The following is a 21,767-nucleotide window of genomic DNA, read 5'->3' on the forward strand; positions in this document are numbered from 1 at the left end:
ATCCGATGCGCTTCCGGCACCCCGACGGCTCCACCGTCCACCTCGCCTACTGCACCAACGTGCACCCGGCCGAGACCCTCGACGGCGTCCTCGCCCAGCTCCGCGACCACTGCGAGCCGGTCCGCCGTCGCCTCGGCCGTGACCGCCTCGGCATCGGCCTCTGGCTCGCCCGGGACGCCGCCCGCTCCCTGACCACCGACCCTGCCTCGCTGCGCGCCCTGCGGGCCGAACTCGACCGCCGCGGCCTCGAAGTGGTCACCCTGAACGGGTTCCCGTACGAGGGGTTCGGCGCCGACGAGGTCAAGTACCGGGTCTACCAGCCCGACTGGACGCACCCCGATCGGCTCGCCCACACCACCGACCTCGCCCGGCTCCTCGCCGCGCTGCTCCCCGAGGACGTCACCGAAGGGTCCGTCTCCACTCTGCCCCTCGCCTGGCGCACCCCCTTCGACGCCGAAGCCGCCGCCACCGCCCGCACCGCCCTGACGACGCTCGCCGGACGGCTCGACGCGCTGGAGGAACTCACCGGGCGGAGCATCCGGATCGGCCTCGAACCGGAGCCAGGCTGCATCGTCGAGACCGTCGCGGACGCCGTCGCCGCGCTCACTGCCGCACCGAACCCGAGCTCGAACTCGGACCTGAGCCCGAACCCTTCGCCGACCCCGGGCTCCGCACGGAACCCGGACCCCGCGCCTGACCCGGGCTCCGCGCCTGACCCGGGCTCCGCGCCTGACCCGGGCTCCGCGCCTGACCCGGGCTCCGCGCCGGGCCTCGCACCCCACCCCCGTATCGGCGTCTGCCTCGACACCTGTCACCTCGCGACCTCCTTCGAGGACCCGCGTACCGCCCTGGACTCCCTCGCCGCCGCCGGGATTCCCGTGCCCAAGGCACAGCTCTCCGCCGCGCTCCACGCGGAGCACCCGCACCTGCCCGAGGTCAGGGCGGCGCTCGCCGCGTTCGCCGAGCCCCGCTTCCTCCACCAGACCCGCACCAGGACCGCCGCCGGTCTCCGAGGGACCGACGACCTCCCCGAGGCGCTCGCCACCTCCGGCCGGCATGCCACGACCACCCCCGGTCTCCCGGACACGACCCCCTGGCGCGCCCACTTCCACGTCCCCCTGCACGCGCCCCCCGCCGCTCCGCTCAGCTCCACGCTCCCCGTCCTCCAGGACACCCTCGCCCTCCTCGTCGGCGGCCCGCACCCGCGCACCCGCCACCTGGAGGTCGAGACGTACACCTGGCAGGCCCTTCCTCCCGAGAGCCGCCCCCGCACCAGGGCCCGGCTCGCCGACGGCATCGCCGCCGAACTGACCCTGGCCCGCGACCTGCTGACCGACCTCGGCCTCAAGGAACTGCCATGAGCGACCCCGCGCCCGCAGCCACCGCCGCCACACCCGCGCCTGCACCCACATGCGCACCCACCCCTCTCCTGGTCCTCGACGTCGTCGGTCTCACCCCACAGCTCCTGCCGCACATGCCCCACCTGGCCGCTCTCGCCCGCAGCGGCTCCCAGGCCCCGCTCTCCACCGTGCTGCCCGCGGTCACGTGCACCGCCCAGACCACCTTCCTCACCGGCACCCTCCCCGCCGAGCACGGCATCGTCGGCAACGGCTGGTACTTCCGCGACCTCGGTGACGTCCTGCTGTGGCGCCAGCACAACGGCCTCGTCTCCGGCGACCGCCTCTGGGACGCCGCCCGCCGCACCCATCCCGACTACACCGTCGCCAACATCTGCTGGTGGTACGCGATGGGCGCCGACACCGACATCACCGTCACCCCCCGCCCCGTCTACTACGCCGACGGACGCAAGGAGCCCGACTGCTACACCCGGCCCCCGGCCCTGCACGACGAACTCACCGAGAAGTTCGGCACCTTCCCCCTCTTCCACTTCTGGGGCCCCGGCGCCGACCTCGTCTCCAGCCGCTGGATCGTCGACGCCACCCGTCACATCCTTCGCACCCGCCGCCCCGACCTCGCCCTCTGCTACGTCCCGCACCTGGACTACGACCTCCAGCGCTACGGTCCCGACGACCCGCGCTCCTTCCGGGCCGCGGCCGCGCTCGACGCCGTCCTCGCGCCTCTCCTCGCGGAGGCACGGGCCGAGGGCCGTACGGTCGTGGTCCTCTCCGAGTACGGCATCACCCGCGTCGAGCGCCCCGTCGACATCAACCGAGCCCTGCGGCGCGCCGGCCTCCTGGAGGTCCACACCCAGGACGGCATGGAGTACCTGGACCCCATGACCTCCCGGGCGTTCGCCGTGGCCGACCACCAGATCGCGCACGTCTACGTCAGGCGCCCCGCCGACCTGCCGGCCGTCCGGGAAGCCCTCGCCGACCTCCCCGGTCTGGAACGGCTCCTCGACGACGACGGGAAGAAGGAGAACGGCCTCGACCATCCCCGCTCGGGGGAGCTGGTCGCCCTCGCCGAGCCCGACGCCTGGTTCACGTACTACTACTGGCTCGACGACGCCCGCGCCCCCGACTTCGCGCAGCTCGTCGAGATCCACCGCAAGCCCGGCTACGACCCGGCCGAGCTCCTCATGGACCCGCTCGACCCCTACGTGCGGATCAAGGCCGCCAGGGAGATCGCCCGCAAGAAGCTCGGTATGCGATACCGGCTCGCGGTCGTCCCTCTCGACCCCTCACCTCTTCGCGGGAGCCATGGCCGCCTCCCCGCGAGCGACGACGAAGGTCCGCTCATCCTGTGCTCCACCCCCCGCGCCCTGGACGGCCGCGTCGCGGCCACCGATGTGAAGAACCTGCTGCTCAGGCTGGCCGGGGTCGCGGAGACCTCGGGGTGAACCCGCGCAGCCGACCGAATCCCTCCGACCGCTCCACCCCCCTACGCCCCGAATCCCTCCGACCGCTCCGAACCCCTCCCACGCCCCGAACCCCTCCGACCGCTCCGAACCCCTCCCACGCCCCGAACCCCTCCGAGGCTCTGGATCCTTCCGATCGTCCCGATCATCCCGATCGTTCGGATCCTTCCGAAGCCTCCGGGTCGCTCCGGAGCCCCCGCCGCTCCCTCCAGCCGAATCCAGTGAAGCAGGCCTTTCCGACAACCTAGGAGTTATCCACAGATGAGTCGCACTCGCCGTACCGAAGCCGCCAACGACCCCGAGCTTGTCCACAGGCTCAGTCGGCGGAACATGCTGGGCGTCGCCGCCGGCGCGACCGCCGCCGCGCTGCTCGGGGCGGCGGCCCCCGCCACCGCGGCCACCGCTTCGCCGGGCCAAGGTCAAGGTCATGGACACGGGCACGGCCGCCCCGTCCTGCCGCCCGGCCGCCTGGGCATCCAGCTCTACTCGCTGCGCGACAAGGTGTCGACCCTCGGCTTCGCCCCCGTCTTCGCCGAGCTGCAGAAGTACGGCTACGACGAGGTCGAGTACGCCGGATACAGCCAGGGTTCCGCCGGCGCCATCAGCCTCGCCCAGCTCAAGCGCCTCACCCGTGACCACGGGCTGCGCCCGATCGGCAGCCATGTCGGTTATTACGCGAGTGACCCCGGCGCATACACCTTCGCCCAGAACCTCGATCGCGTCCTCGACGACGCGGCAGCCCTGGGCCTGCCCCACATCGGCACCGCCTCCGGCCCCTGGCGGTACGGAGACACCGTCGACGGCTGGAAGCGGTGCGCCGAGGAGTTCAACCGGTTCGGCGCCGCGGCGAGGAAGCGCGGCATGAAGTTCTACCAGCACAACCACTCGGAGGAGTTCTCCTTCGCCGGCGACCGCCCCGACGTACGCCTCTACGACGTCCTCCTGGCCGAGACTGACCCCGACCTGGTGCACCTGGAGATGGACATCTTCTGGGCGTACGTCGGCCAGTACCGCTACTCGGTCCGCCCGGACGGCACCCCCGCCCCGTTCGACCCGCTCGACTACGTCCTCGACCAGCCCCACCGCTATCCGCTCTTCCATGTGAAGGACGGCGACCGGGACGACACCGCCGTCCCCTACGGCTACCGGATGACGGACGTCGGTGACGGCGACATCGACTACCGGCGCTTCATCTCGGCGGTCAACCGCACCCGCCACGGCCGGAACGCCCACCACTGGCAGGCCGAGCACGACAACCCCGCCGACTCGCTGATCTTCGCCCGCAAGTCCAGCTCCCACCTCCACTCGCTGCGCGAGAAGGGTCGCTGACCCGGCCCGACGGCCTCGGGCCCCCGCCGACCAGGAGGTTCGAGGCCGTCGAGGGGCGACTCCGTCGCACGCTGTGTGAGCGAACCGCGCCACCCCGTGCGTAGGGTCGGGAGAATCGGGACTTGATCAAGGTCAGTGAGGTGGCTCCACCCCACTGACCACGGAAAACGCTGGTGAAAGCCACCTGGAACCCCTGGTAGAGTTACATCTGTCGCCGCGAGGGAAACCCCGCAGCGGCAGACACCTTGTCCGGGTGGCGGAATGGCAGACGCGCTAGCTTGAGGTGCTAGTGCCCTTTATCGGGCGTGGGGGTTCAAGTCCCCCCTCGGACACCACTGGGAATGCCGGTCGATCTCGTATCGACCGGCATTTCGCGTTGCGCGCGGCCACCTCGTTCGCGTCGGGCCCGGCCGCCTCCGGCGCCGGGGCCACAGGGGGAAGGGCCACCTATCCTGGGGAAGTGATCGAGAACCTTCCCTCCTGCCCCCAGTGCTCCAGCGAGTACACCTACGAGATGAACAGTCTGGTGGTGTGCCCCGAGTGCGGCCACGAGTGGGTGCCGGCCGCCGACGGCGCGAGGGCCGCCGCGGATGCGGAGGCGGGGGAGCGCGTGATCAAGGACGCCGTCGGCAACGTGCTGAACGACGGCGACACGGTGACCGTCGTCAAGGCCCTCAAGGTCAAGGGCAACCCCTCCGGGATCAAGGCGGGCACCAAGGTGCGGAACATCCGCCTGGTCGACGGCGTCGACGGACACGACATCGACTGCAGGATCGACGGCTTCGGCGCCATGCAGCTCAAGTCCAGCGTGGTCAAGAAGGCCTGAACCGCCCGGCGGCCCCTCCCGGAGCTCCCCGAGCCCCCTGGCGTCGCCGGAGCAGCGCCGGGCGGCGGTTCCTACGTCTTCCTGCGTGCCACCACCAGCCGGCACCGTGGGCTTCCGTCCTCGCGGGTGCCCAGGGGGTCGACGGGCTTGAAGGCGACCTCGAAGCCCGCGTCCTCCAGGCGGGCGCGGACGTCGCCGAGGCGGAAGGTGCGGTAGTACATGACGAACGGTGGGCGCCAGACCGCGTTGCGGACGCGCATCGTGGCGTCGAAGCCCCACAGGACCCAGTAGAGGCGGGAGCCGACCGGGGGCGGGGCCCCGATGGGGAAGGCGAACGTGCCGCCGGGGCGCAGGGAGGCGTGGACCTGGGCGAACAGGGTGCGCTGCTCGTCCGGCAGGAAGTGGCCGAAGGCGCCGAAGCTGACCGCCAGGTCGAAGACCGGTGCGAAGGGCAGGGCCAGGGCGTCGGCGCGGACCAGGCCGGCCGTGGGGTGGGCTTCGCGGGCCCGGGTCAGCATGCCCGTACTGAAGTCGACGCCGGTGACCGGGCCCGCGCAGACCGAGCGGAGGACGCCGAGTCCGGCGCCGGTGCCGCAGCAGACGTCGAGGCCGGAGTCGAAGGGGCCGAGGGTCGCCAGGGTGTGGGTGACGGCGGTCAGGAGCCGGTCGGAGGTGCGGAAGGGCGTCGCGTCGAACTTGTTCGCGAGCAGGTCGTAGCCGTGCTCGACGGAGGAGAGGGCCTGGACGGTCAGCTCGCGGAGGCTGGGACCCTGCGGGGTGAACATGTCCCCGAGCCTATGTGTTCAGGGGGCACGCGGGGCGGGGATGGTCCGATCCCGTGCCGTCACCGGCCGTGTGCGGACGGTGGCCGCCACGTCCGGCCCGCGCTGCGGAGTCCGTCAGCGCGCGCTGCTCACCGGCGGTCCCGCCCAGGACGGCGCGATGCCCGTCAGCTGGCAGACCAGCAGGTAGAGGGGGATCGGCGGCGTGTAGGGGGAGGTGCCGTCGGGGTGGTGGATGAGACGCGGCCGGCGGTCCGGGATCTCGGCGCCGGGTGCGTAGCAGGCGGGCAGCGGCCAGGTGACGTCGTGGTCGGAGCCGGCCGGGACCAGCCACCACCACCAGTCGGAGTCGGCGTAGACGCAGCCCTTGGCGGGGAGGCGGGAGAGAATCTTGAAGCCGAAGCGGGCGGGGACGCCGACGGCGTCGCAGCCGAGGCCGGTGTGCAGTCCGACGGGGACGGCGAGGCGGGTGGCGCCCAGTTCGCCGGGGTGGGCGGGGCTGGTGCCTCGGGTGCCGGGGCGGAGTTCGGGGGCGCGGCGCGGGTCCGGTACGCGTTCGCCGGTGGGGGACCTGCGGGTCCCGGGGAGCAGCGGGATCATGCGGGTGGCCATCGACCTCAGCACGTTTCCCCCATGCCGTGGGCGAGTTCCGCCCAGACGACCTGGGCCGTTCCGTGTCCGGTGCGGTCGGCGCCCCAGGCGGTGCACAGTGCGTCGACGATGAGGAGCCCGCGGCCGCGCTCGTCCTCGCCGCAGTCGCGTATCCGGGGGTCGGCCGGGCCGCCCTCGTCGCGCACGGCTATCCGCAGGGTGTCCTCGCCTTCGCGGACCTCGCATATGAAGCGGTCGCTGGCGGTGTGGACGACGGCGTTGGTGACGAGTTCGGAGACGACCAGGGCCACCGTGTCGCGGATGTCGGGGCCGCAGCCCCAGATGATGAGCCGTTCCTCCGCGAGCCGGCGGGCGCGTGCGACCGACGAGGTGAGGGCGGGGAGCTCGAAGGCGAAGCGGCGGACGCCATCGGTATCGGTCTGGGGCTGCGGGCGCTGGGCCATGACTCGGGGACTCATGAGACCTGAAGGCTGCGCGTTACCAGAAGCCACGACCGGTTCCTCACAACAAGGGGCAGGAGTGCCGTACGGCGCTGTCGCCGTGGCGCGGTGGCGCACGGCGGCAGCGTGTACTGGTTCACACCGGAACACTGTCCTCCTGAGTCGGACACTTGGCAAGTGGCACTCTGGAAATTCCAGAGTGCCGTGTTCTCTCTGGCCCTGCTTCGTGGCACACTCGTCGAAACAGTGCGTCGGGGAGGTCTGAGAGTGAGCGAGCCGCGGTCCGCCCCCACGGTGGGACAGGTCGTTCTCGGCAGGCGCCTGCAGGATCTGCGGGAGCGGGCCGGCCTGAAGAGGGAAGAGGCCGCGAAGGTCCTCCGGGTGGCCCCGGCCACCGTCCGGCGGATGGAGACCGCCGAAGTCGCACTGAAGATTCCGTACGTGCAGCTCCTGTTGAGGGAGTACGGGATCACGGACTCCGAGGCCGAGGGGTTCATCGCCCTCGCGGAGGAGGCCAACCTTCCCGGCTGGTGGCAGCGGTTCCACGACGTGCTGCCCGGCTGGTTCTCCATGTACGTGAGCCTGGAGGGGGCGGCCAGCCTCATCCGGGCGTACGAGCCCCAGTTCGTCCCCGGTCTGCTCCAGACCGAGGACTACGCCCGCGCCATTCTGCGCAGCGGGGCGGTCGGTGGCGGCAGTGATGCCGGCAAGGACGAGGACGCCGAGCGGCATGTAGCCCTACGGATGGAGCGCCAGTCCCTGCTGGTCAGGGAGGATGCCCCGAAGTTCTGGGTGATCATGGACGAGACGGTGTTCCGCCGACCGGTCGGCGCCGGGCCCGAAGTGATGCGCGACCAGCTCGACCGGCTGCTCGAAGCGTCGGAGCTGCCGAACGTCACCCTGCAGATCGCGGAGTTCGCGTCCGGCCACCACCCCGGCACCTACGGACCGTTCGTCCTCTTCCGCTTCGCCATGCCCGAACTGCCGGACATGGTCTACAGCGAGTACCTGACCGGCGCCGTCTATCTCGACGCGCGCCCCGAGGTGGCATCCCACCTGGAGGTCATGGACCGCATGGCGGCGCAGGCCGCGACTGCACAACGCACGAAGGAGATTCTCCGGAATCTCCGCAAGGAGCTGTGAATGGATCGCATATACAACGGCATGCCCGCCGCTGAGCTCGGTGCCGAGGGCTGGCACAAGCCATGGAGCGGCGGGAACGGGGGCAACTGCGTGGAGGCCATGAAGCTGGCCGACGGCAGAGTCGCCGTGCGACAGTCCGCAGACCCTGAAGGACCAGCGCTCATCTACACCCATGGAGAGATCGCAGCCTTCATCCAGGGGGCCAAATCCGGTCAGGCTGACTTTCTGCTCACCTGACCCCTTCCATCGCACCCCTACCGTCGCGTAACTCTTGTTGTAGTGCCACTCGTTCATCCCGACCAGGAGCGCCGATGACCCAGGACCCCGCATCCACGCGCAGTGAGATACGGATCGACACCAGCACGCCGCATCCGGCGCGCATGTACGACTGGTTCCTGGGCGGCAAGGACAACTACCCGGTCGACGAGGCGATGGCACGCCAGCTGCTCACCGTCGACGCCCGCGGCCGGGACATGGCCCGCGTCAACCGGGCCTTCATGCACCGCGCCATCCGCTGGCTCAGCGCCCACGGCGTCCGCCAGTACCTGGACATCGGTACGGGCATCCCGACCGAGCCCAACCTGCACCAGATCGCGCAGGAGGCCGCTCCGGACTCCCGCATCGTCTACTGCGACAACGACCCGATCGTGCTCGCGCACGCGGCCGCCCTGCTGCGCTCGACCCCGGAAGGGGCCACCGAGTACATCCAGGCGGACGCCCGCGAGCCCGAGATCATCCTCGAGAGGGCCGGAAAGGTCCTTGACTTCGATCAGCCCATCGCACTGTCGATGCTCGCCCTGCTGCACTTCGTAGGGGACGAGGACAACGCGTACGACCTGGTCGGCAAGCTCGTGGACCAGCTCGCGCCGGGCAGCTACCTGGTCCTCTCCCATGTCACCGGGGACTTCAACCCCGAGGGCGCGGCGGAGGCGGTCGCGATGTACAAGGCGCGCGGGCTGACCCTGCGGCCGCGGTCGCGGGACGAGCTCGCCGCGTTCTTCGACGGCCTCGAGTTCGTCGAGCCCGGTGTGTCGCTCACGGCGGAGTGGCACCCGGAGCTGGGCGAGCCGGTCCCGGTGCCGGGCGACGAGCCCATCCCGGGGTGGGCCGCGGTGGCCCGCAAGCCCTGACCCGCGAGCCCCGAGTCCCTCCGTACGGGAGGCCCCGCCGACCTGGTCGGCGGGGCCTCATCCGCGTCACGGACCTCCTGCCGACGTCCGCGTCGCGCCGGCGCTACGGCTTCACCAGCGTCACCAGGAACTCGTCGGTCCTGCCGATGTTGCCGGCCGCGTCGATCGTGCGGTACTCGATCCTGTGGGTGCCGTAGTCGGGGGTGGCGTCGTCCCACGGCACCGCACGGCTCCGGCCCAGCTTCCCGTACACGAGGTCGTCGATCACCGTGCCGCCCGGCGAGAAACGGAACGGCGCGTCCGCGTCCGTCGGCCAGCCGTAGTACGTGTACCAGCCGTCGCCGTCGACCCGGAACTGGCTCACCACCGCGCCCTCCTGGTCGTCCCGCGCGGTCAGCCGCATGGTGAACGGCCCGTCGTACACGTACTCCACGGGCCGGCCGTGCCGTCCCACCGTGCGCAGCGGTTCCGAGAGTTCGTACGAGGTCGTCGCCGGACGGGCGTCCACGGTCCAGCTCAACTCCTCGTCCGTACCCGCGATGCGTGCCGTGAGGGTGTGGGTGCCCGCGGCCATCGCGGTCGAACGCAGGTCCAGGTCACGGTCGTTCGGGCCGGTCGCGATGGTCCGGCCGTCAAGGCGCCAGCGCACGGCCGGGGTCCGGTCCACCGCGTGGGTGGTGTCGGCGTGGACGACCGACCGGGCGCCGACGGGTGCCCCGAGCGGAGTGTGGCCGGTGAACGCGGCCGCGGTCGCGTCGCGCACGGTGGTGAGGGCCGGGTCCACCGTCCACCGGACGGTCCGGGTGAGCGCCGCCGAGGCGCGGACCGCCGGGTCGCGTACGAACGGCGTCGGGTCGGTGACGGTCGCCGTGAGCGTGTGCGTCCCGGGGGAGAGGCGCAGGGTGCGCAGGTCGACGGTGCGCGCGCCGCGGGTGGGCAGCGTCCGCCCGTCCAGGCGCCAGGTCACGGCGAGCGCGCCGCCCACCGGGTGCAGGGTGTCGACCCACACCGTCCGGTCCGCCCCCACGGGTGAGGTGTTCGGCGTGTGGTCCTGGACCGGGTTCACCTTGGCGGAGATCGCCCGGACCATCACCTCGCGCTCCACCTGGTCGAAGGCGTAGCCGAGGGTCTTCATCAGGGAGTGACGGCTCGGGCGCCAGACGCCCTTCGTGCTGTACATGCCGCCCTCGTGGCGGCCGATGACGCCGCCGGACTCGCTCTCCTCGCCGAGCCAGCGCCACCATTTGGCCCGCTGCCCACGCATCTGGCGCTCGGTCAGGAGCGTGTGATGCGTGGAGGAGGGCTCAGGGCCGGAGTACGCCTCGCCCGGCACTCCGCGCGCGTAGTAGTCGTACTCGTCCTGGAGGCCACCGAGCGAATGGCCTATCTCGTGCGGGGTGATGAGGGACGAGAGCGCGTTGCCGCCTGACGCGGTGGCGTAACTGCCGCCCGCGCCGCCGTAGGTGGAGCTGTGGGCGAGGGCGACGATCTGCCGGTTGGCGCCGCTCGTGCCCGGGACGAGATCGGCGAGCGCGGCGGCCTTGCGGCTGTCTACGGTCAGCAGCCGCCGCACGCTGTTCGGATCGCAGCCGCCCCAGAACCCCATGTCGAGCGCCGTGTCGCGGGCGGGGGCGTCCAGGCCGGGGTCGCAGTCCACACCCGACTCGGCCGAAGGAGCCTCCACCGCCCAGACGTTGATGTACGAGCGGTAGGAGGCGAAGGGCTCGATGCTCCACAGGGTGTTCAGATGCCGGTCGAGGTCCGCGCGGAACGCAGGCATCTCCGCCGCGGTGTATCCGTCGCCCATGAACACCACGTTGAACCGCCGGTCCGCGGGCCCGGTGGTCTGGACGGGGACGACGATCGGACCGTCACCGGGCACCGGCGTCTCGGCCGCCGCCGGTACGGTTCCCACCAGACCGGCGGCCAGCAGGCAGACCGCGACGACGCGGGCCACCTCTCGTCGAACTCCCGTGCGCTGTGAGGTCATGGGGCGCGAGCCTAGGCCGCACCCCCGCTCTCGTAAAGCCGTTCGTCGGCCGTATGCCTTCGTGACAGCTTCGTCGCCGCCCACCGCCTCCTCAGTGCCGTAGGTACGCCAGACCCGCGTGCTCCGCGGTGTAGCCCTGCACCAGCCGGCGGGCCACCGTCACCGAGTCGACCAGCGGATGCAGGGCGAAGGCCTTGACCGCGGTCGCCCGCGAGCCGCTCTCCGCCGCCGCGAGGACCTCACGCTCCACCGCCTTCACGGCCGTCACCAGGCCGACCGCGTGGTACGGCAGCGGGGACACCGACACCGGGTGGGCGCCGTTCGCGTCCACGAAGCAGGGGACCTCGATCACCGCGTCCGCGTCGAGCGCGGCGAGCGTCGTGCCGTTGCGGACGTTGAGGATCAGCGTGGCCCGCTCGCCCCGGGCGATGGCCCGCATGAGGGCCAGCGCCACCTTCTCGTAGCCGCCCGACTCCAGGTCCTCCTCGTCGCGCTCCCCGATCCCGGCGGCCTCCCGGTTCGCTGCCATGTACGTGGCCTCCCGGTCGGCGAGCGTACGGTGCCAGGCAGCGAGGGCCGGGGTGTCGGGCCTCCCCATCTCCTGGTAGAAAGCGCCCTGTTGGTCGCGCAGATATGCGCCGCGGGTGCGCTCGGCCGACCGGTAGGCCCGCACGGCCTCCCGGTTGAAGTAGTAGTAGTGCAGGTACTCGTTGGGGATCGCGCCCAGGGAGCGCAGCCACTCCGGGCCGAAGAGCCTGCCCTCCTCGAAGGAGTCGAGCGCCTTCTCGTCGGCGAGCAGCCTCGGCAGCTCGTCCCGGCCGTCGATCCGCAACCCCCGCAGCCAGCCGAGGTGGTTGAGGCCCACGTAGTCGATCCAGGCCTTGTCCGGGTCGGCGCCGAGGATGCGGGCGACCCGCCGGCCGAGGCCGACGGGGGAGTCGCAGATGCCCACGACCCGGTCGCCGAGGATCCGGGACATCGCCTCCGTGACCAGGCCCGCCGGGTTGGTGAAGTTGATGACCCAGGCGTCCGGGGCGAGTTCGGCGACCCGGCGCGCGATGTGCACCGCGACGGGCACGGTCCGCAGTCCGTAGGCGATACCGCCGGCGCCCACCGTCTCCTGACCGAGGACCCCTTCGGCGAGCGCGATCCGCTCGTCCGCGGCCCTGCCCTCGAGACCGCCGACGCGGATCGCGGAGAACACGAAGTCGGCCCCGCGCAGCGCCTCGTCCAGATCCGTCGTCGCCGTCACACCGGGCGCGTCCGGCACCCCCTCGCCCTGCTCCGCCAGGACCCTGGCGATGGCTGAGAGCCGCCCCTCGTCGAGGTCGTACAGGGTGACGTGGGTGACCCGCCCCTCCGCGTGGTCGCCGAGGAGAGCGCCGTACACCAGCGGCACCCGGAACCCGCCGCCTCCGAGAATCGTCAGTTTCATGCTCGTACGCTACTCGGACGCACCCCCTGAGCAGCAGGATCCCGCCCCGGCGTCCACACGGCCGTCCACATGCCGGGCGCCCACGCCGTTGCTCCCTCCCGGGGTGTCCCCGGAGTGTCTCCGGGGGTCTCCCGTGTGCCCACACCGCCGCCCGTTCGTGAGGCGGGCCCGCCCGGCAGCGCGCACCCGGTGGGGGACAATGGCGGCATGTCCCGACGCAAGACCCGCCCCCGTACGTCCCCGGCCCGCCCGGCCACGCCCGCCGTGACCCCGGAGTCACCCTGCCCGTGCGGTCTCGACACCGCGTACGGCACGTGCTGCGGCCGCTTCCACACAGGGACGGGCGGCGGCGCGCCCACCGCCGAGCTGCTCATGCGCTCCCGGTACAGCGCCTTCGTCGTCCGCGACGAGGCCTATCTGCTGCGCAGCTGGGCGCCGGAGACCCGGCCCGTCGAGGTCGGCTTCGACCCGGGGACGCGCTGGACCGGACTGGAGATCGAGTCGGCCACCGACGGCACCGCCTTCCACCAGCACGGCACCGTCACCTTCACCGCGCGCTACGTCCACGACGGCGAGCCCGGCGCCATGCACGAGCGGAGCCGCTTCACCCGCCACGAGGGCGCCTGGGTGTACGTGGACGGCGACGTCAGCGCGTAGCGACCGGGGAAGAGCCGCTCAGCGACCGGAGGGAAGCGGGGGAGCCGGCCGGCCGCGCGGTCCCGGGGCCCCGCGGTCCCGGAGCCGCCCGCGGTCCCGGGTCAGACGCCGGTGGTCCTGCTCAGCGTGCGACCGCCGTCGCTGTCGAGCGAGCGGTCGGGAAGGCCGTTCGCGAGGTCCTCGGCGACGATCTTCTTGGCGATGGCGTCCGTCGCCACCCGCAGTTCGGGTCCGCTGGGCCGACCGCTCTCCTGCTCGACGCGGTCGGACAGCCAGTCGCCCCACGCGTGCGTGATGACGTCCGCCTCGCGCTTGCCCGCCGGCGTGTGGGAGAGCAGATGCCCGTCGCGCGTCAGGAAGCCCTCGTCGACCATCCGGTCGAAGACCGGCAGCAGTACCTCGGGCGGGACCCTCCGCCCCGCCGAGATCAGCCCCAGGCTCGCGTGGCCGACCGTCCGCGTGTACAGCTCGACCTGCATCACCGCCCACGCCCCGGCCGTGTCGAGCCGGGTGTCGGAGACCTCCAGGATCCGCCGTGCGGTGGCGAGGTCGATCCGGCGCATGATCCTGCCCACCGCCAGTTCCAGGTGCTGCGCGGAGTCGCCCGACGAGGTGGGAGCGGAGAAGCCCTCGCCCATGTCGGGTGCGGCGGCGCGCGCCGAGTCGCGGAGCGTCACCTGCTTGAGGAAGAGCGCGACGACGAAGCCCACGGCGGCGACCGGCACCGTCCAGAGGAAGACGGTGTGGAGGGTGTCGGCGTAGGCGTTGACGATGGGCTCCGCCACCTGCTCCGGCAGACCGTGCACGCCGTCCGGGCTCTGCGCTGCCTGCGCGACACCCGACGGGTCCAGGCCCAGGCTCCCGGCGACGGCCGCTGCCTCGGCGACCCCGGCCTCGAGGTTGGGCGTGAGGGAGTTGACGTAGATCGTGCCGAAGACGGCGGTGCCGAAGGAGCTGCCGAGCGTACGGAAGAAGGTGACGCCCGAGGTGGCCGTGCCGAGGTCGGCGTACTCGACGGTGTTCTGCACGGCGATGGTGAGGACCTGCATGCACAGGCCGATGCCGACGCCGAGCACGAACATGTACAGCGACGCGAGCCAGGTGCTGGTCCCCGGTTCCATCAGGGACAGGAGGTAGAGCCCGACGCCCATCACCAGACAGCCGACGATCGGGAAGATCCGGTAGTGGCCCGTCTTGCTGACCACGTTGCCGCTGAAGACGGACGCGATGAGCAGACCGACGACCATGGGGAGGGTGCGGATGCCGGAGACGGTCGCCGAGTCCCCGTCCACGTACTGGAGGTACGTCGGCAGGAACGTCATCGCGCCGAGCATGGCGAAGCCGACGACGAAGCTCAGCACCGAGCAGACGGTGAAGACCGGATTCCCGAACAGCCTCATGGGCAGCATGGGTTCGGCCGCACGGGTCTCGACCCAGCAGAACAGTCCGAGCGCGATGACACCGCCGACGAAAAGCCCGATGATGACGCCGGACGTCCAGGCGTACTCGTTGCCGCCCCAACTGGTCGCCAGGATCAGGGCGCTGGCTCCGGCGGCGACCAGCGCGATGCCCGCGTAGTCGATGATCGGCTTGCTCGCCGAGCGTACGGAGGGGATCGTGCGGGCGGCGGCGATCACGACCAGGATCGCGATGGGAACGTTGACGTAGAAGGCCCATCGCCAGGTGAGATGGTCGGTGAACAGACCGCCGAGCAGTGGGCCGATGACGGTGGAGACACCGAACACGGCCCCGATCGCGCCCTGGTACTTGCCGCGTTCGCGCAGGGGGATCACATCGGCGATGAGCGCCATCGAGGTGACCATCAGGCCGCCCGCGCCGATGCCCTGGAGGCCGCGCCAGACGATCAGCAGCGTCATGTTGGTGGCGAGGCCGCAGAGGAACGAGCCGGTGATGAAGACGATCGCCGAGATCTGGAAGATCACCTTGCGGCCGAAGAGATCGCCGAACTTGCCGACGAGGACGGTCGCGACCGTCTCGGCGAGCAGGTACGCCGTGACCACCCACGACATGTGGGCGGCGCCGCCGAGGTCCGAGACGATCGTGGGCAGGGCGGTGCCGACGATCGTCTGGTCGAGCGCGGCGAGGAGGACACCCAGCATGATCGTGCCGAAGACGATGTTGCGGCGGCGGCGGTCGAGCACGGGTGGCTCGGTGACGGCCGGGGCCGAGGGCGCGGGCGCTGCGTCGCTGGTCGTGGTCACTCTCGCAGCGTCACATCGGCCCCGACCGCGTGCATGCGGGGGACGGCCGAACGGGCGGACCGGCGGGGAGCGGTCAGGCCGTCCCCCGGCAGGCCGGACTGTCAGGCCGTCCCCGGTCAGGCCGTCCCCCGGCAGGCCGGACTGTCAGGCCGGGCCGTCGGCGGGACCTGTCAGGCCGGGCCCGTCAAGCCGGGCTCAGTGCGTGACCGGCAGCTTCGGGTGGTGCTTGGCGAGGATCTTGTTGGCCCGGGCGAGCGTCGCGAGGGCGTTCTCCCGGTCCGCCCGGTCCTCCGCGCAGAGCGGTCCCCGGAAGCGGTACACCTCGCGCGCGGCGCAGTCCGCGTCGATCTCGGCCTGGAGGACGTGCAGCGGCAGGCAGGAGCCGATCAGCGCGGCCACACGGTCGGGGATCGGGACGGGTACGAGGCGCGAGGGCGAGGTGATCACGGGTCAGTCCTAGTGGGTCCGGGAGGCGTACGGAAGGGTCTGCTCTCCATACGTACCGGATCGCCGTACGGGTTCCGGCACGGCGATGTCGCGGTGGGGCAACGACGCGACGGCGCTCCGGCGGGGCCTGCGGCGGCCCGGGCGGGGGAGCGGGTACGGTCGCCGGGCGCGGCCGGGGACGTTCTCGCAGGTACGGGCCCGGGTGGCCGGCGCGGGATTGTTCACCGACCCTGCGTATCGCCCGTACGTGCGACGAACGCGTGCGCGACGACGCGGGGTTGGGGACGGTGGGACGCTCGTCGAATGTGAAGCATCTCACTCGGCGGATCGGCGTCCTCCGGACACCGTCCGGCCGTCACGCCAGGATCTCGGACAGGTCGTACGAGACGGGCTCGTCCAGCTGTCCGTATCCGCAGGACTCCGGCGTCCGGTCCGGGCGCCACCGCTTGAACTGCGCCGTGTGCCGGAAGCGGTCGCCCTCCATGTGGTCGTACCCGACCTCGCAGACCCGCTCGGGCCGCAGCGCCACCCACGACAGGTCCTTCTTCCCCGACCAGCGGCTCGGCGCGCCCGGCAGCCGCGCCCCCGCGTGTGCGGCCTCCTCCGCCCAGGCCGCCCAGGGGTGTCCGTCCGGCGGGTCCATCCGGAGCGGTTCGAGCTCCTCGACCAGCTCGGCCCGCCGCTGCGCGGTGAACGCCGCACACACGCCGACGTGCTGGAGGGCGCCCTTGTCGTCGTGCAGGCCGAGCAGCAGCGAGCCGACCACCGGCCCGCTCTTGTGGAAGCGGTAGCCGGCCACCACGACATCCGCCGTCCGCTCGTGCTTGATCTTGTACATGAGGCGGGCGTCCGGCCGGTACGGCAGGTCGAGCGGCTTGGCGATCACCCCGTCGAGACCCGCGCCCTCGTACTGCTCGAACCACTGGGCGGCGACCTCGGCGTCCCGGGTGGCCGGTGCGAGATGCACCGGCGCGTCGACGCCGGCGAGCATCCGCTCCAGGGCCTCCCGGCGCTCGCTCAGCGGAGTGTCGAGCAGCGAATCGTCTCCGAGGGCGAGCAGGTCGAAGGCGACGAACAGCGCCGGTGTCGTCTCCGCCAGCATGCGGACCCGGGAGTCGGCGGGGTGGATCCGCTCGCTGAGCCGGTCGAAGTCGAGGTGGCCGCCGTGCTCGATGACGATCTCGCCGTCGACCACGCAGCGTTCCGGCAGCCGGGCCGCGAGCGCCTCGACCAGCTCGGGGAAGTAACGGGTGAGCGGCTTGCCGGTACGGCTGCCGATGACGAGCTCCGGACCGTCGCGGTGCACGATCGCACGGAAGCCGTCCCACTTCGCCTCGTACTGCATCCCGGGCGGGATCCGCTTCACCGACTTGGCGAGCATCGGTTTCACGGGCGGCATCACCGGAAGATCCATGAGGCGATTGTCCGGTATGCGGGACTTGTCGGCGAGCCCTAGGCTGACCGGCATGGCAGGCAAGGCGGCAGCGGTGGAACTGGAAGTCGGCGACCGGACCGTACGCGTGTCCAATCCGGACAAGGTGTACTTCCCCGAACCCGGCTACACCAAGCTCGACATGGTCAGCTACTACCTGGCCGTCGGCGACGGCATCACCCGCGCCCTGCGCGACCGCCCCACCACCCTGGAGCGCTACCCCGACGGGGTGACCGGCGAGTCGTTCTTCCAGAAGCGCGCCCCGAAGTACCTCCCCGACTGGATCCCGACCGCCCACATCACCTTCCCCAGCGGCCGCTCGGCCGACGAGATGTGCCCCACCGAACCGGCGGCCGTGCTCTGGGCCGCCAACCTCGGCGCCGTCACCTTCCATCCGTGGCCGGTGCGCCGGGACGACACCGACCACCCCGACGAACTCCGCATCGACCTCGACCCGCAGCCCGGCACGGACTACGCGGACGCCGTCCGCGCCGCCCGCGAACTGCGCGCCGTGCTCGACGAGCACGGGCTGCGCGGCTGGCCGAAGACCTCCGGCGGGCGAGGCATCCACGTCTTCGTCCCGATCCTGCCGAACTGGACGTTCACGCAGGTCAGGCGGGCGGCCATCGCCTGCGGGCGAGAGCTGGAGCGCCGGATGCCGGACCAGGTCACCATCAAGTGGTGGAAGGAGGAGCGCGGCGAGCGGATCTTCGTCGACTACAACCAGACGGCCCGGGACCGCACGATCGCCTCCGCCTACTCCGTACGTCCGCGACCGCACGCGCCCGTGTCGGCGCCGCTGCGGTGGGAGGAGGTGGACGACGCCGTGCCGCGGGACTTCGACATCAGGACGATGCCGGTCCGGTACGCCGAGGTGGGTGACGTCCATGCCGACATGGACGACGAACGGTTCAGTCTGGAGTCCCTGCTCGAACTGGCCCGGCGGGACGAGGCGGAGCACGGCCTGGGTGATCTGCCGTACCCGCCGGAGTATCCGAAGATGCCGGGCGAACCGAAGCGGGTGCAGCCGAGCCGGGCGAAGAAGGAGCCGAAGGGGGCGGGGGAGGCGAAGGAGCCGGGGGAGTCGGGGGAGTCCGGCTGAGGAGGCGGGAAGGGCGGGCCGGTGCCTCCGGGTGGGCACCGGCCCGCCCTCTTCTTCGAGCCTAAAACAACACGAACGATCGTGCTAGCATTTTTGCATCGGCAGGATGCAGAACCCACAGGACGACCGAGGAGATCCCGGCATGTACCCGATGGCTCCGCTCATCCGCACCGCCCTGAACGTCGCCGCCCGCGTCGCCCCCGGAGCGGCCGGTCGCTGGGCCTTCCATCTCTTCGTCCGTCCACTCGGCCGGGCACGGCTCAAACCCGAGGAGCAGGCGCTCTTCGCCACCGCCCGCACCGGGCACCTCCAGGCCCGCGGCAAGGACGTCGTCACGTACGCCTGGGGAGACGGCCGCCGGCCCGTCCTGCTCGTGCACGGCTGGTCCTCGCGCGCCTCGCGGCTCACCGCCTTCGTCGAAGCGCTGCTGGATCGCGGCTACAGCCCCGTCACCTTCGACGCACCCGGCCACGGCGAATCCCCCGGCCGGGCCAGCAACATCCTCGAATACCGGGCGATCATCCGGGAGTTGCACGCACGACACGGCGACTTCGACGCCGTCGTCGCCCACTCCTTCGGAGTCCTCGCCTCCCTCTTCGCCCTCCGGGACGGCGTCCGCACGGCCCGATTCGTCGGCATCGGCGGCGTCGGCTCCTTCGACCTGCTGCTCAAGGGCTTCCAGATCGGACTCGGTGTGGACGAGCGGGTCCTCCGGCGTATGCGCGAGCACGTGGAGCGGCGGCTCGCGCCGGGCGAACCCGGCATCTGGGACCGCTTCGGAGCGGACCGCGACTCCGGCGGACTCGGCGCGCCCGTCCTGCTGTTCCACGACGAGGGCGACGACATGGTGCCGCTCGTCCACTCCCGGCGGCTCGCACGCGCCCACGGGGAGCGGGCCCGGCTCGTCGTCACCCGAGGACTCGGCCACCGGCGCATCCTGCGGGACCCGGCGGTCGTCGGCGAGGCGCTGGAGTTCCTGACGGCGCCGGCGGGCGAACCGTCGGAGGGGGAGCGGGTGGCCGCGAGCTGAGCGGGGGCGGGGCTGGGCCCTGGGGCGGGGCCGGGACCGGGCGGTCGGCCGGTCCCGCACCTTGTCCGGCTACTCGCCGTCGAGGCCGTCCCGGCCCCTGTCCGTGGCCGAGGCGCGCAGCCGTGCGTGGATCCCCCGCTCGGCACGGTCATACGTCTGCGTGTCACCGAGCAGGACGGACTGGGCGTTGGCCGCCTCCATGAGGGCGATCACCTCGAAGGCGAGCTGCTCCACATCCAGATCCCCGACGAGGTCGCCGACGGACTGGGCCTCCGTCAGGGACCTTTCCACGTACGCGTTCCAGTCGCGGCGGGTCTGGGCGACGGCGTCGTGGACCGGGCCCGTGCGCGCGTCGAACTCGGCCGAGACCGCGTAGAAGAAGCAACCGCCGGCGAAGACCCGGTCGGAGGAGTACGTGAGCCAGTTCCGGCACAGGTCGCGCACCCGCCGGGCTCCCGGCGGCACGTCCCTCAGGGGGGTGACGACGTTCTCGGCGAAGACGGCGGCAGCGGCCCTGATCGTGGACAGCTGGAGCTCCTCCTTCGAGCCGAAGAGGGCGAAGACGCCGCTCTTGCTCAGCTGGAGCTCGGTGGCGATCCGGCCGAGGGAGAGGCCGTCGAGCCCTTCGACCGAGGCGATGTCCATCGTCCGGCCGAGCACGAGGCGCCGGGTCTGGTTCCCGCGCTCGACGCGCCCGTCCGTCTTGGTCCCGGTGTCGCCCATGTCCCCATCCTACTGAACGCACGACCGTGCGGAAACTTTGCCGACTGCCGACTGCCGACTGCTGCCCGCTGCCGGACGCCTGCGGCCCGGCTGCTGTCACGGGTCCGCGGCGCCGTCCGGACGGACTGACCGGTCCGGGCCGGCTAGCCGGCCCGCTCGCCGGGGTCCCTTCGCTCCGACGGGGCGAGCAGCAGCACCTCCAGGGCGCGGGCGCAGGACCGGGCCTGTGCGAGGTACCAGTCGAGCCGGGCGTCGGTGATCAGCTCCGGTGTCGCCCGCACCGCGAGCGCGAAGCGCGCGTGTCCCGTCCGCTCCAGGACCGGCACGGCCACGGTCCGCACCCCGTGGGCCGACTCTCCGTCGTTGAGGGCGTACCCGGCCTCTCGTACGCGGGTCAACTCGGCTGCGAGGGCGGGAGGTTCGACGATGGTCCGCTCGGTGAACGCGTGCAGCGGCGGCAGTGAGCGCGGGCCTGCCTCACCCGCCCGGGGCCATGCGAGCAGCACCTTGCCGAGCGCCGTCGAGTGCAGCGGGCGGCGCAGCCCCACCTTCGGTGTCACGGAGCCGCCCGCGACGATGACCACGTGCGGGCCGCTGCGCAGGGCCAGGTCGGCGGTGGCGCCGGTCCGTTCGGCGAGATCGGACAGCTCGGGCGCGGCCAGGTGCAGACCCCGCTGGTGGTACGAGAGCCGCCCCAGCTCCGTCATCGCCGGGCCGAGCCGGTAGCGGGCGGTCCGGGCGTCCTGTTCCAGGAATCCCGCGCCGAGCAGGGTCCGGGCGAGACGGTGAGCGGTGGACGTGGAGAGTCCGAGCCGTCGCGCGAGGTCGGAGGCGCTCAGGTCGGGTCCGTTGTCATGGAAACAGTGCAGTACATCCAGTGCGCGGCGGACCGCCTGGGCGCCCGCCGGGGGTCGGGCGATGCCGGCCTCGGTCGTCATAGGGTTCGCTCCCCGTGGGTGATCGGGCTCCCACGCTCCCACATGGCGGGAGCCGAATCAGGTCCCGGGCGAGGCCGGAAACACGCCGTTCATATGCAATCCCACATGGTGGGAGGCGAGTTGTGGGCGGTGGAACTTCCGTGGCAGGGTTCCGGCCAAGCCACCACAGCGGCACCGAGCCGGAGGGAGCAGGGCCCGTCATGAACGCACGACGTACTGACCGACGTACCACCGCATGTCGCACCGCGCGATGTGTGCGCACGGCCTCTCCTGCACCGCTCGTCCTCACCCGGCGCCGCCACATCGACCTGGCGCGTGTCGCAGGGGCCGGCTGTCGCTGACATGTCGCGGAGCTGACGTGTCGCCGGGCGACGGCATCGGCTGATCCCTTCCCGAGAGCGTTCGCGGCGGGTGTGCCACGACGACACGGCGGGCGCGCGGTCGTCGCCCATGGTGCGAGATCCGGCCCCCTGCGGGTGTCCCGCCCGGGGTGAGAACCGTTTCCCATGACAGGGAAGGGGCCGGGGACCCACGCGCGGAGGTCGCGGCCCCGCGTAGGCCGTCGCCCCGCCCACGTCGCTGCCTCGCTCGTCGCTGTCTCGCGTGGCCACCTGCCGCGCGCAGGCCCCTTCCTCGCCAGATCCTGCCAACTCGGCCAGATCCTGCCTCCTCGGCCAGGTCCTGCCTCCTCGCCGGGAGTCGCATCCGCCC

21 protein-coding genes and 1 tRNA gene are annotated in these 21,767 nt (G+C 71.9%); 12 read left to right on the forward strand and 10 right to left on the reverse strand.

The window, feature by feature from the left end; translation table 11 throughout:
• Positions 1-5: 5 nt before the first annotated feature.
• From eboE to ACZ4XX_RS07510, 5 genes are all read left to right on the forward strand, one after another.
• Complete coding sequence (gene eboE, locus ACZ4XX_RS07490) at positions 6-1,361, forward strand: metabolite traffic protein EboE (RefSeq protein ID WP_468506991.1); 1,356 nt, start codon at positions 6-8, stop codon at positions 1,359-1,361.
• Positions 1,358-2,800 carry a nucleotide pyrophosphatase/phosphodiesterase family protein gene (locus ACZ4XX_RS07495; protein WP_468506992.1) on the forward strand — a complete coding sequence of 481 codons (1,443 nt, stop codon included), beginning with the start codon at positions 1,358-1,360 and terminating at the stop codon, positions 2,798-2,800. Before eboE ends, ACZ4XX_RS07495 begins: the two co-directional genes overlap by 4 nt.
• Before the next feature lie 279 nt (positions 2,801-3,079).
• Positions 3,080-4,147, forward strand: a complete 1,068-nt coding sequence (locus ACZ4XX_RS07500) for a sugar phosphate isomerase/epimerase family protein (protein WP_468506993.1) — start codon at positions 3,080-3,082, stop codon at positions 4,145-4,147.
• 247 nt (positions 4,148-4,394) lie between these two features.
• Positions 4,395-4,482: transfer RNA gene (locus tag ACZ4XX_RS07505), tRNA-Leu, on the forward strand.
• Between the two features lie 125 nt (positions 4,483-4,607).
• Positions 4,608-4,973 (forward strand): zinc ribbon domain-containing protein YjdM, encoded by a 366-nt coding sequence (locus ACZ4XX_RS07510; RefSeq protein WP_468506994.1) that lies wholly within the window; start codon positions 4,608-4,610, stop codon positions 4,971-4,973.
• 71 nt (positions 4,974-5,044) lie between these two features.
• Here ACZ4XX_RS07510 and ACZ4XX_RS07515 read toward each other — a convergent pair whose 3' ends face one another.
• The 3 genes from ACZ4XX_RS07515 to ACZ4XX_RS07525 all read right to left on the reverse strand — a co-directional run bounded on the left by ACZ4XX_RS07515 (position 5,045) and on the right by ACZ4XX_RS07525 (position 6,825).
• Positions 5,045-5,758, reverse strand: coding sequence for a class I SAM-dependent methyltransferase (locus ACZ4XX_RS07515; RefSeq protein WP_468506995.1), 714 nt, complete (start codon positions 5,756-5,758; stop codon positions 5,045-5,047).
• A gap of 114 nt (positions 5,759-5,872) precedes the next feature.
• Entirely contained in the window at positions 5,873-6,367 is a 495-nt protein-coding gene (locus ACZ4XX_RS07520) for a hypothetical protein (RefSeq protein ID WP_468506996.1), read from the reverse strand.
• 5 nt (positions 6,368-6,372) lie between these two features.
• The gene (locus tag ACZ4XX_RS07525) at positions 6,373-6,825 is read right to left on the reverse strand and encodes an ATP-binding protein (protein ID WP_468506997.1); all 453 of its coding nucleotides are present in this window, start codon (positions 6,823-6,825) and stop codon (positions 6,373-6,375) included.
• Between the two features lie 249 nt (positions 6,826-7,074).
• Here ACZ4XX_RS07525 and ACZ4XX_RS07530 point away from each other — a divergent pair, with 249 nt between their 5' ends.
• The 3 genes from ACZ4XX_RS07530 (at position 7,075) to ACZ4XX_RS07540 (ending at position 9,080) form a co-directional block, all read left to right on the forward strand.
• Complete coding sequence (locus tag ACZ4XX_RS07530; protein WP_468506998.1) at positions 7,075-7,950, forward strand: helix-turn-helix domain-containing protein; 876 nt, start codon at positions 7,075-7,077, stop codon at positions 7,948-7,950.
• Positions 7,951-8,187, forward strand: a complete 237-nt coding sequence (locus ACZ4XX_RS07535) for a DUF397 domain-containing protein (protein WP_015037566.1) — start codon at positions 7,951-7,953, stop codon at positions 8,185-8,187. It abuts the gene before it with no gap.
• A 74-nt stretch (positions 8,188-8,261) separates the two neighbouring features.
• Positions 8,262-9,080 (forward strand): SAM-dependent methyltransferase, encoded by an 819-nt coding sequence (locus ACZ4XX_RS07540; protein ID WP_468506999.1) that lies wholly within the window; start codon positions 8,262-8,264, stop codon positions 9,078-9,080.
• A gap of 103 nt (positions 9,081-9,183) precedes the next feature.
• On the opposite strand, the gene ACZ4XX_RS07545 is transcribed toward ACZ4XX_RS07540, so the two are convergent.
• Both ACZ4XX_RS07545 and ACZ4XX_RS07550 read right to left on the reverse strand, forming a co-directional pair.
• A complete protein-coding gene (locus ACZ4XX_RS07545) occupies positions 9,184-11,070 on the reverse strand; it encodes a M64 family metallopeptidase (RefSeq protein ID WP_468507000.1) in 1,887 nt (628 codons plus the stop codon).
• Positions 11,071-11,161: 91 nt separating this feature from the next.
• Positions 11,162-12,505: a 6-phospho-beta-glucosidase gene (locus ACZ4XX_RS07550; protein ID WP_468507001.1), complete on the reverse strand. Its 1,344-nt coding sequence runs from the start codon at positions 12,503-12,505 to the stop codon at positions 11,162-11,164.
• A gap of 207 nt (positions 12,506-12,712) precedes the next feature.
• Here ACZ4XX_RS07550 and ACZ4XX_RS07555 point away from each other — a divergent pair, with 207 nt between their 5' ends.
• Positions 12,713-13,162: a YchJ family protein gene (locus ACZ4XX_RS07555; RefSeq protein WP_468507002.1), complete on the forward strand. Its 450-nt coding sequence runs from the start codon at positions 12,713-12,715 to the stop codon at positions 13,160-13,162.
• A 101-nt stretch (positions 13,163-13,263) separates the two neighbouring features.
• Here the strand turns inward: ACZ4XX_RS07555 and ACZ4XX_RS07560 are convergent, their stop codons facing one another.
• The 3 genes from ACZ4XX_RS07560 to ACZ4XX_RS07570 all read right to left on the reverse strand — a co-directional run bounded on the left by ACZ4XX_RS07560 (position 13,264) and on the right by ACZ4XX_RS07570 (position 17,245).
• Positions 13,264-15,384, reverse strand: coding sequence for an MDR family MFS transporter (locus ACZ4XX_RS07560; RefSeq protein WP_468507003.1), 2,121 nt, complete (start codon positions 15,382-15,384; stop codon positions 13,264-13,266).
• Positions 15,385-15,579: 195 nt separating this feature from the next.
• Complete coding sequence (locus ACZ4XX_RS07565) at positions 15,580-15,831, reverse strand: hypothetical protein (protein ID WP_468507004.1); 252 nt, start codon at positions 15,829-15,831, stop codon at positions 15,580-15,582.
• Positions 15,832-16,186: 355 nt separating this feature from the next.
• The gene (locus ACZ4XX_RS07570) at positions 16,187-17,245 is read right to left on the reverse strand and encodes an ATP-dependent DNA ligase (RefSeq protein WP_468507005.1); all 1,059 of its coding nucleotides are present in this window, start codon (positions 17,243-17,245) and stop codon (positions 16,187-16,189) included.
• A 52-nt stretch (positions 17,246-17,297) separates the two neighbouring features.
• On the opposite strand from ACZ4XX_RS07570, the gene ligD reads away from it, so the two are divergent.
• Positions 17,298-18,365 (forward strand): non-homologous end-joining DNA ligase, encoded by a 1,068-nt coding sequence (ligD, locus tag ACZ4XX_RS07575; RefSeq protein ID WP_468507006.1) that lies wholly within the window; start codon positions 17,298-17,300, stop codon positions 18,363-18,365.
• Positions 18,366-18,507: 142 nt separating this feature from the next.
• Complete coding sequence (locus ACZ4XX_RS07580) at positions 18,508-19,395, forward strand: alpha/beta hydrolase (protein ID WP_468507007.1); 888 nt, start codon at positions 18,508-18,510, stop codon at positions 19,393-19,395.
• Positions 19,396-19,464: 69 nt separating this feature from the next.
• Here the strand turns inward: ACZ4XX_RS07580 and ACZ4XX_RS07585 are convergent, their stop codons facing one another.
• The gene (locus ACZ4XX_RS07585; protein WP_468507008.1) at positions 19,465-20,118 is read right to left on the reverse strand and encodes a TetR/AcrR family transcriptional regulator; all 654 of its coding nucleotides are present in this window, start codon (positions 20,116-20,118) and stop codon (positions 19,465-19,467) included.
• Between the two features lie 143 nt (positions 20,119-20,261).
• Positions 20,262-21,056 (reverse strand): IclR family transcriptional regulator, encoded by a 795-nt coding sequence (locus ACZ4XX_RS07590; RefSeq protein WP_468507009.1) that lies wholly within the window; start codon positions 21,054-21,056, stop codon positions 20,262-20,264.
• A 200-nt stretch (positions 21,057-21,256) separates the two neighbouring features.
• Between ACZ4XX_RS07590 and ACZ4XX_RS07595 the strand changes: the two genes are divergently transcribed.
• Complete coding sequence (locus ACZ4XX_RS07595; protein WP_468507010.1) at positions 21,257-21,397, forward strand: putative leader peptide; 141 nt, start codon at positions 21,257-21,259, stop codon at positions 21,395-21,397.
• The last annotated feature ends 370 nt before the right edge of the window (positions 21,398-21,767 follow it).

The sequence above is a fragment of the Streptomyces sp. NPDC029956 genome (assembly GCF_055574655.1).

Bases quoted from the DNA above. Each gene is read 5' to 3' on its own strand.
- ACZ4XX_RS07555 (WP_468507002.1), top strand. From the start codon at position 12,713: ATGTCCCGACGCAAGACCCGCCCCCGTACGTCCCCGGCCCGCCCGGCC.
- ACZ4XX_RS07550 (WP_468507001.1), bottom strand. From the start codon at position 12,505: ATGAAACTGACGATTCTCGGAGGCGGCGGGTTCCGGGTGCCGCTGGTG.
- ligD (WP_468507006.1), top strand. From the start codon at position 17,298: ATGGCAGGCAAGGCGGCAGCGGTGGAACTGGAAGTCGGCGACCGGACC.
- ACZ4XX_RS07500 (WP_468506993.1), top strand. From the start codon at position 3,080: ATGAGTCGCACTCGCCGTACCGAAGCCGCCAACGACCCCGAGCTTGTC.
- ACZ4XX_RS07595 (WP_468507010.1), top strand. From the start codon at position 21,257: ATGAACGCACGACGTACTGACCGACGTACCACCGCATGTCGCACCGCG.
- ACZ4XX_RS07535 (WP_015037566.1), top strand. From the start codon at position 7,951: ATGGATCGCATATACAACGGCATGCCCGCCGCTGAGCTCGGTGCCGAG.
- ACZ4XX_RS07585 (WP_468507008.1), bottom strand. From the start codon at position 20,118: ATGGGCGACACCGGGACCAAGACGGACGGGCGCGTCGAGCGCGGGAAC.
- ACZ4XX_RS07540 (WP_468506999.1), top strand. From the start codon at position 8,262: ATGACCCAGGACCCCGCATCCACGCGCAGTGAGATACGGATCGACACC.
- ACZ4XX_RS07580 (WP_468507007.1), top strand. From the start codon at position 18,508: ATGTACCCGATGGCTCCGCTCATCCGCACCGCCCTGAACGTCGCCGCC.
- ACZ4XX_RS07590 (WP_468507009.1), bottom strand. From the start codon at position 21,056: ATGACGACCGAGGCCGGCATCGCCCGACCCCCGGCGGGCGCCCAGGCG.
- ACZ4XX_RS07570 (WP_468507005.1), bottom strand. From the start codon at position 17,245: ATGGATCTTCCGGTGATGCCGCCCGTGAAACCGATGCTCGCCAAGTCG.
- ACZ4XX_RS07515 (WP_468506995.1), bottom strand. From the start codon at position 5,758: ATGTTCACCCCGCAGGGTCCCAGCCTCCGCGAGCTGACCGTCCAGGCC.
- ACZ4XX_RS07545 (WP_468507000.1), bottom strand. From the start codon at position 11,070: ATGACCTCACAGCGCACGGGAGTTCGACGAGAGGTGGCCCGCGTCGTC.
- ACZ4XX_RS07495 (WP_468506992.1), top strand. From the start codon at position 1,358: ATGAGCGACCCCGCGCCCGCAGCCACCGCCGCCACACCCGCGCCTGCA.
- ACZ4XX_RS07520 (WP_468506996.1), bottom strand. From the start codon at position 6,367: ATGGCCACCCGCATGATCCCGCTGCTCCCCGGGACCCGCAGGTCCCCC.
- ACZ4XX_RS07525 (WP_468506997.1), bottom strand. From the start codon at position 6,825: ATGAGTCCCCGAGTCATGGCCCAGCGCCCGCAGCCCCAGACCGATACC.
- eboE (WP_468506991.1), top strand. From the start codon at position 6: ATGCGCTTCCGGCACCCCGACGGCTCCACCGTCCACCTCGCCTACTGC.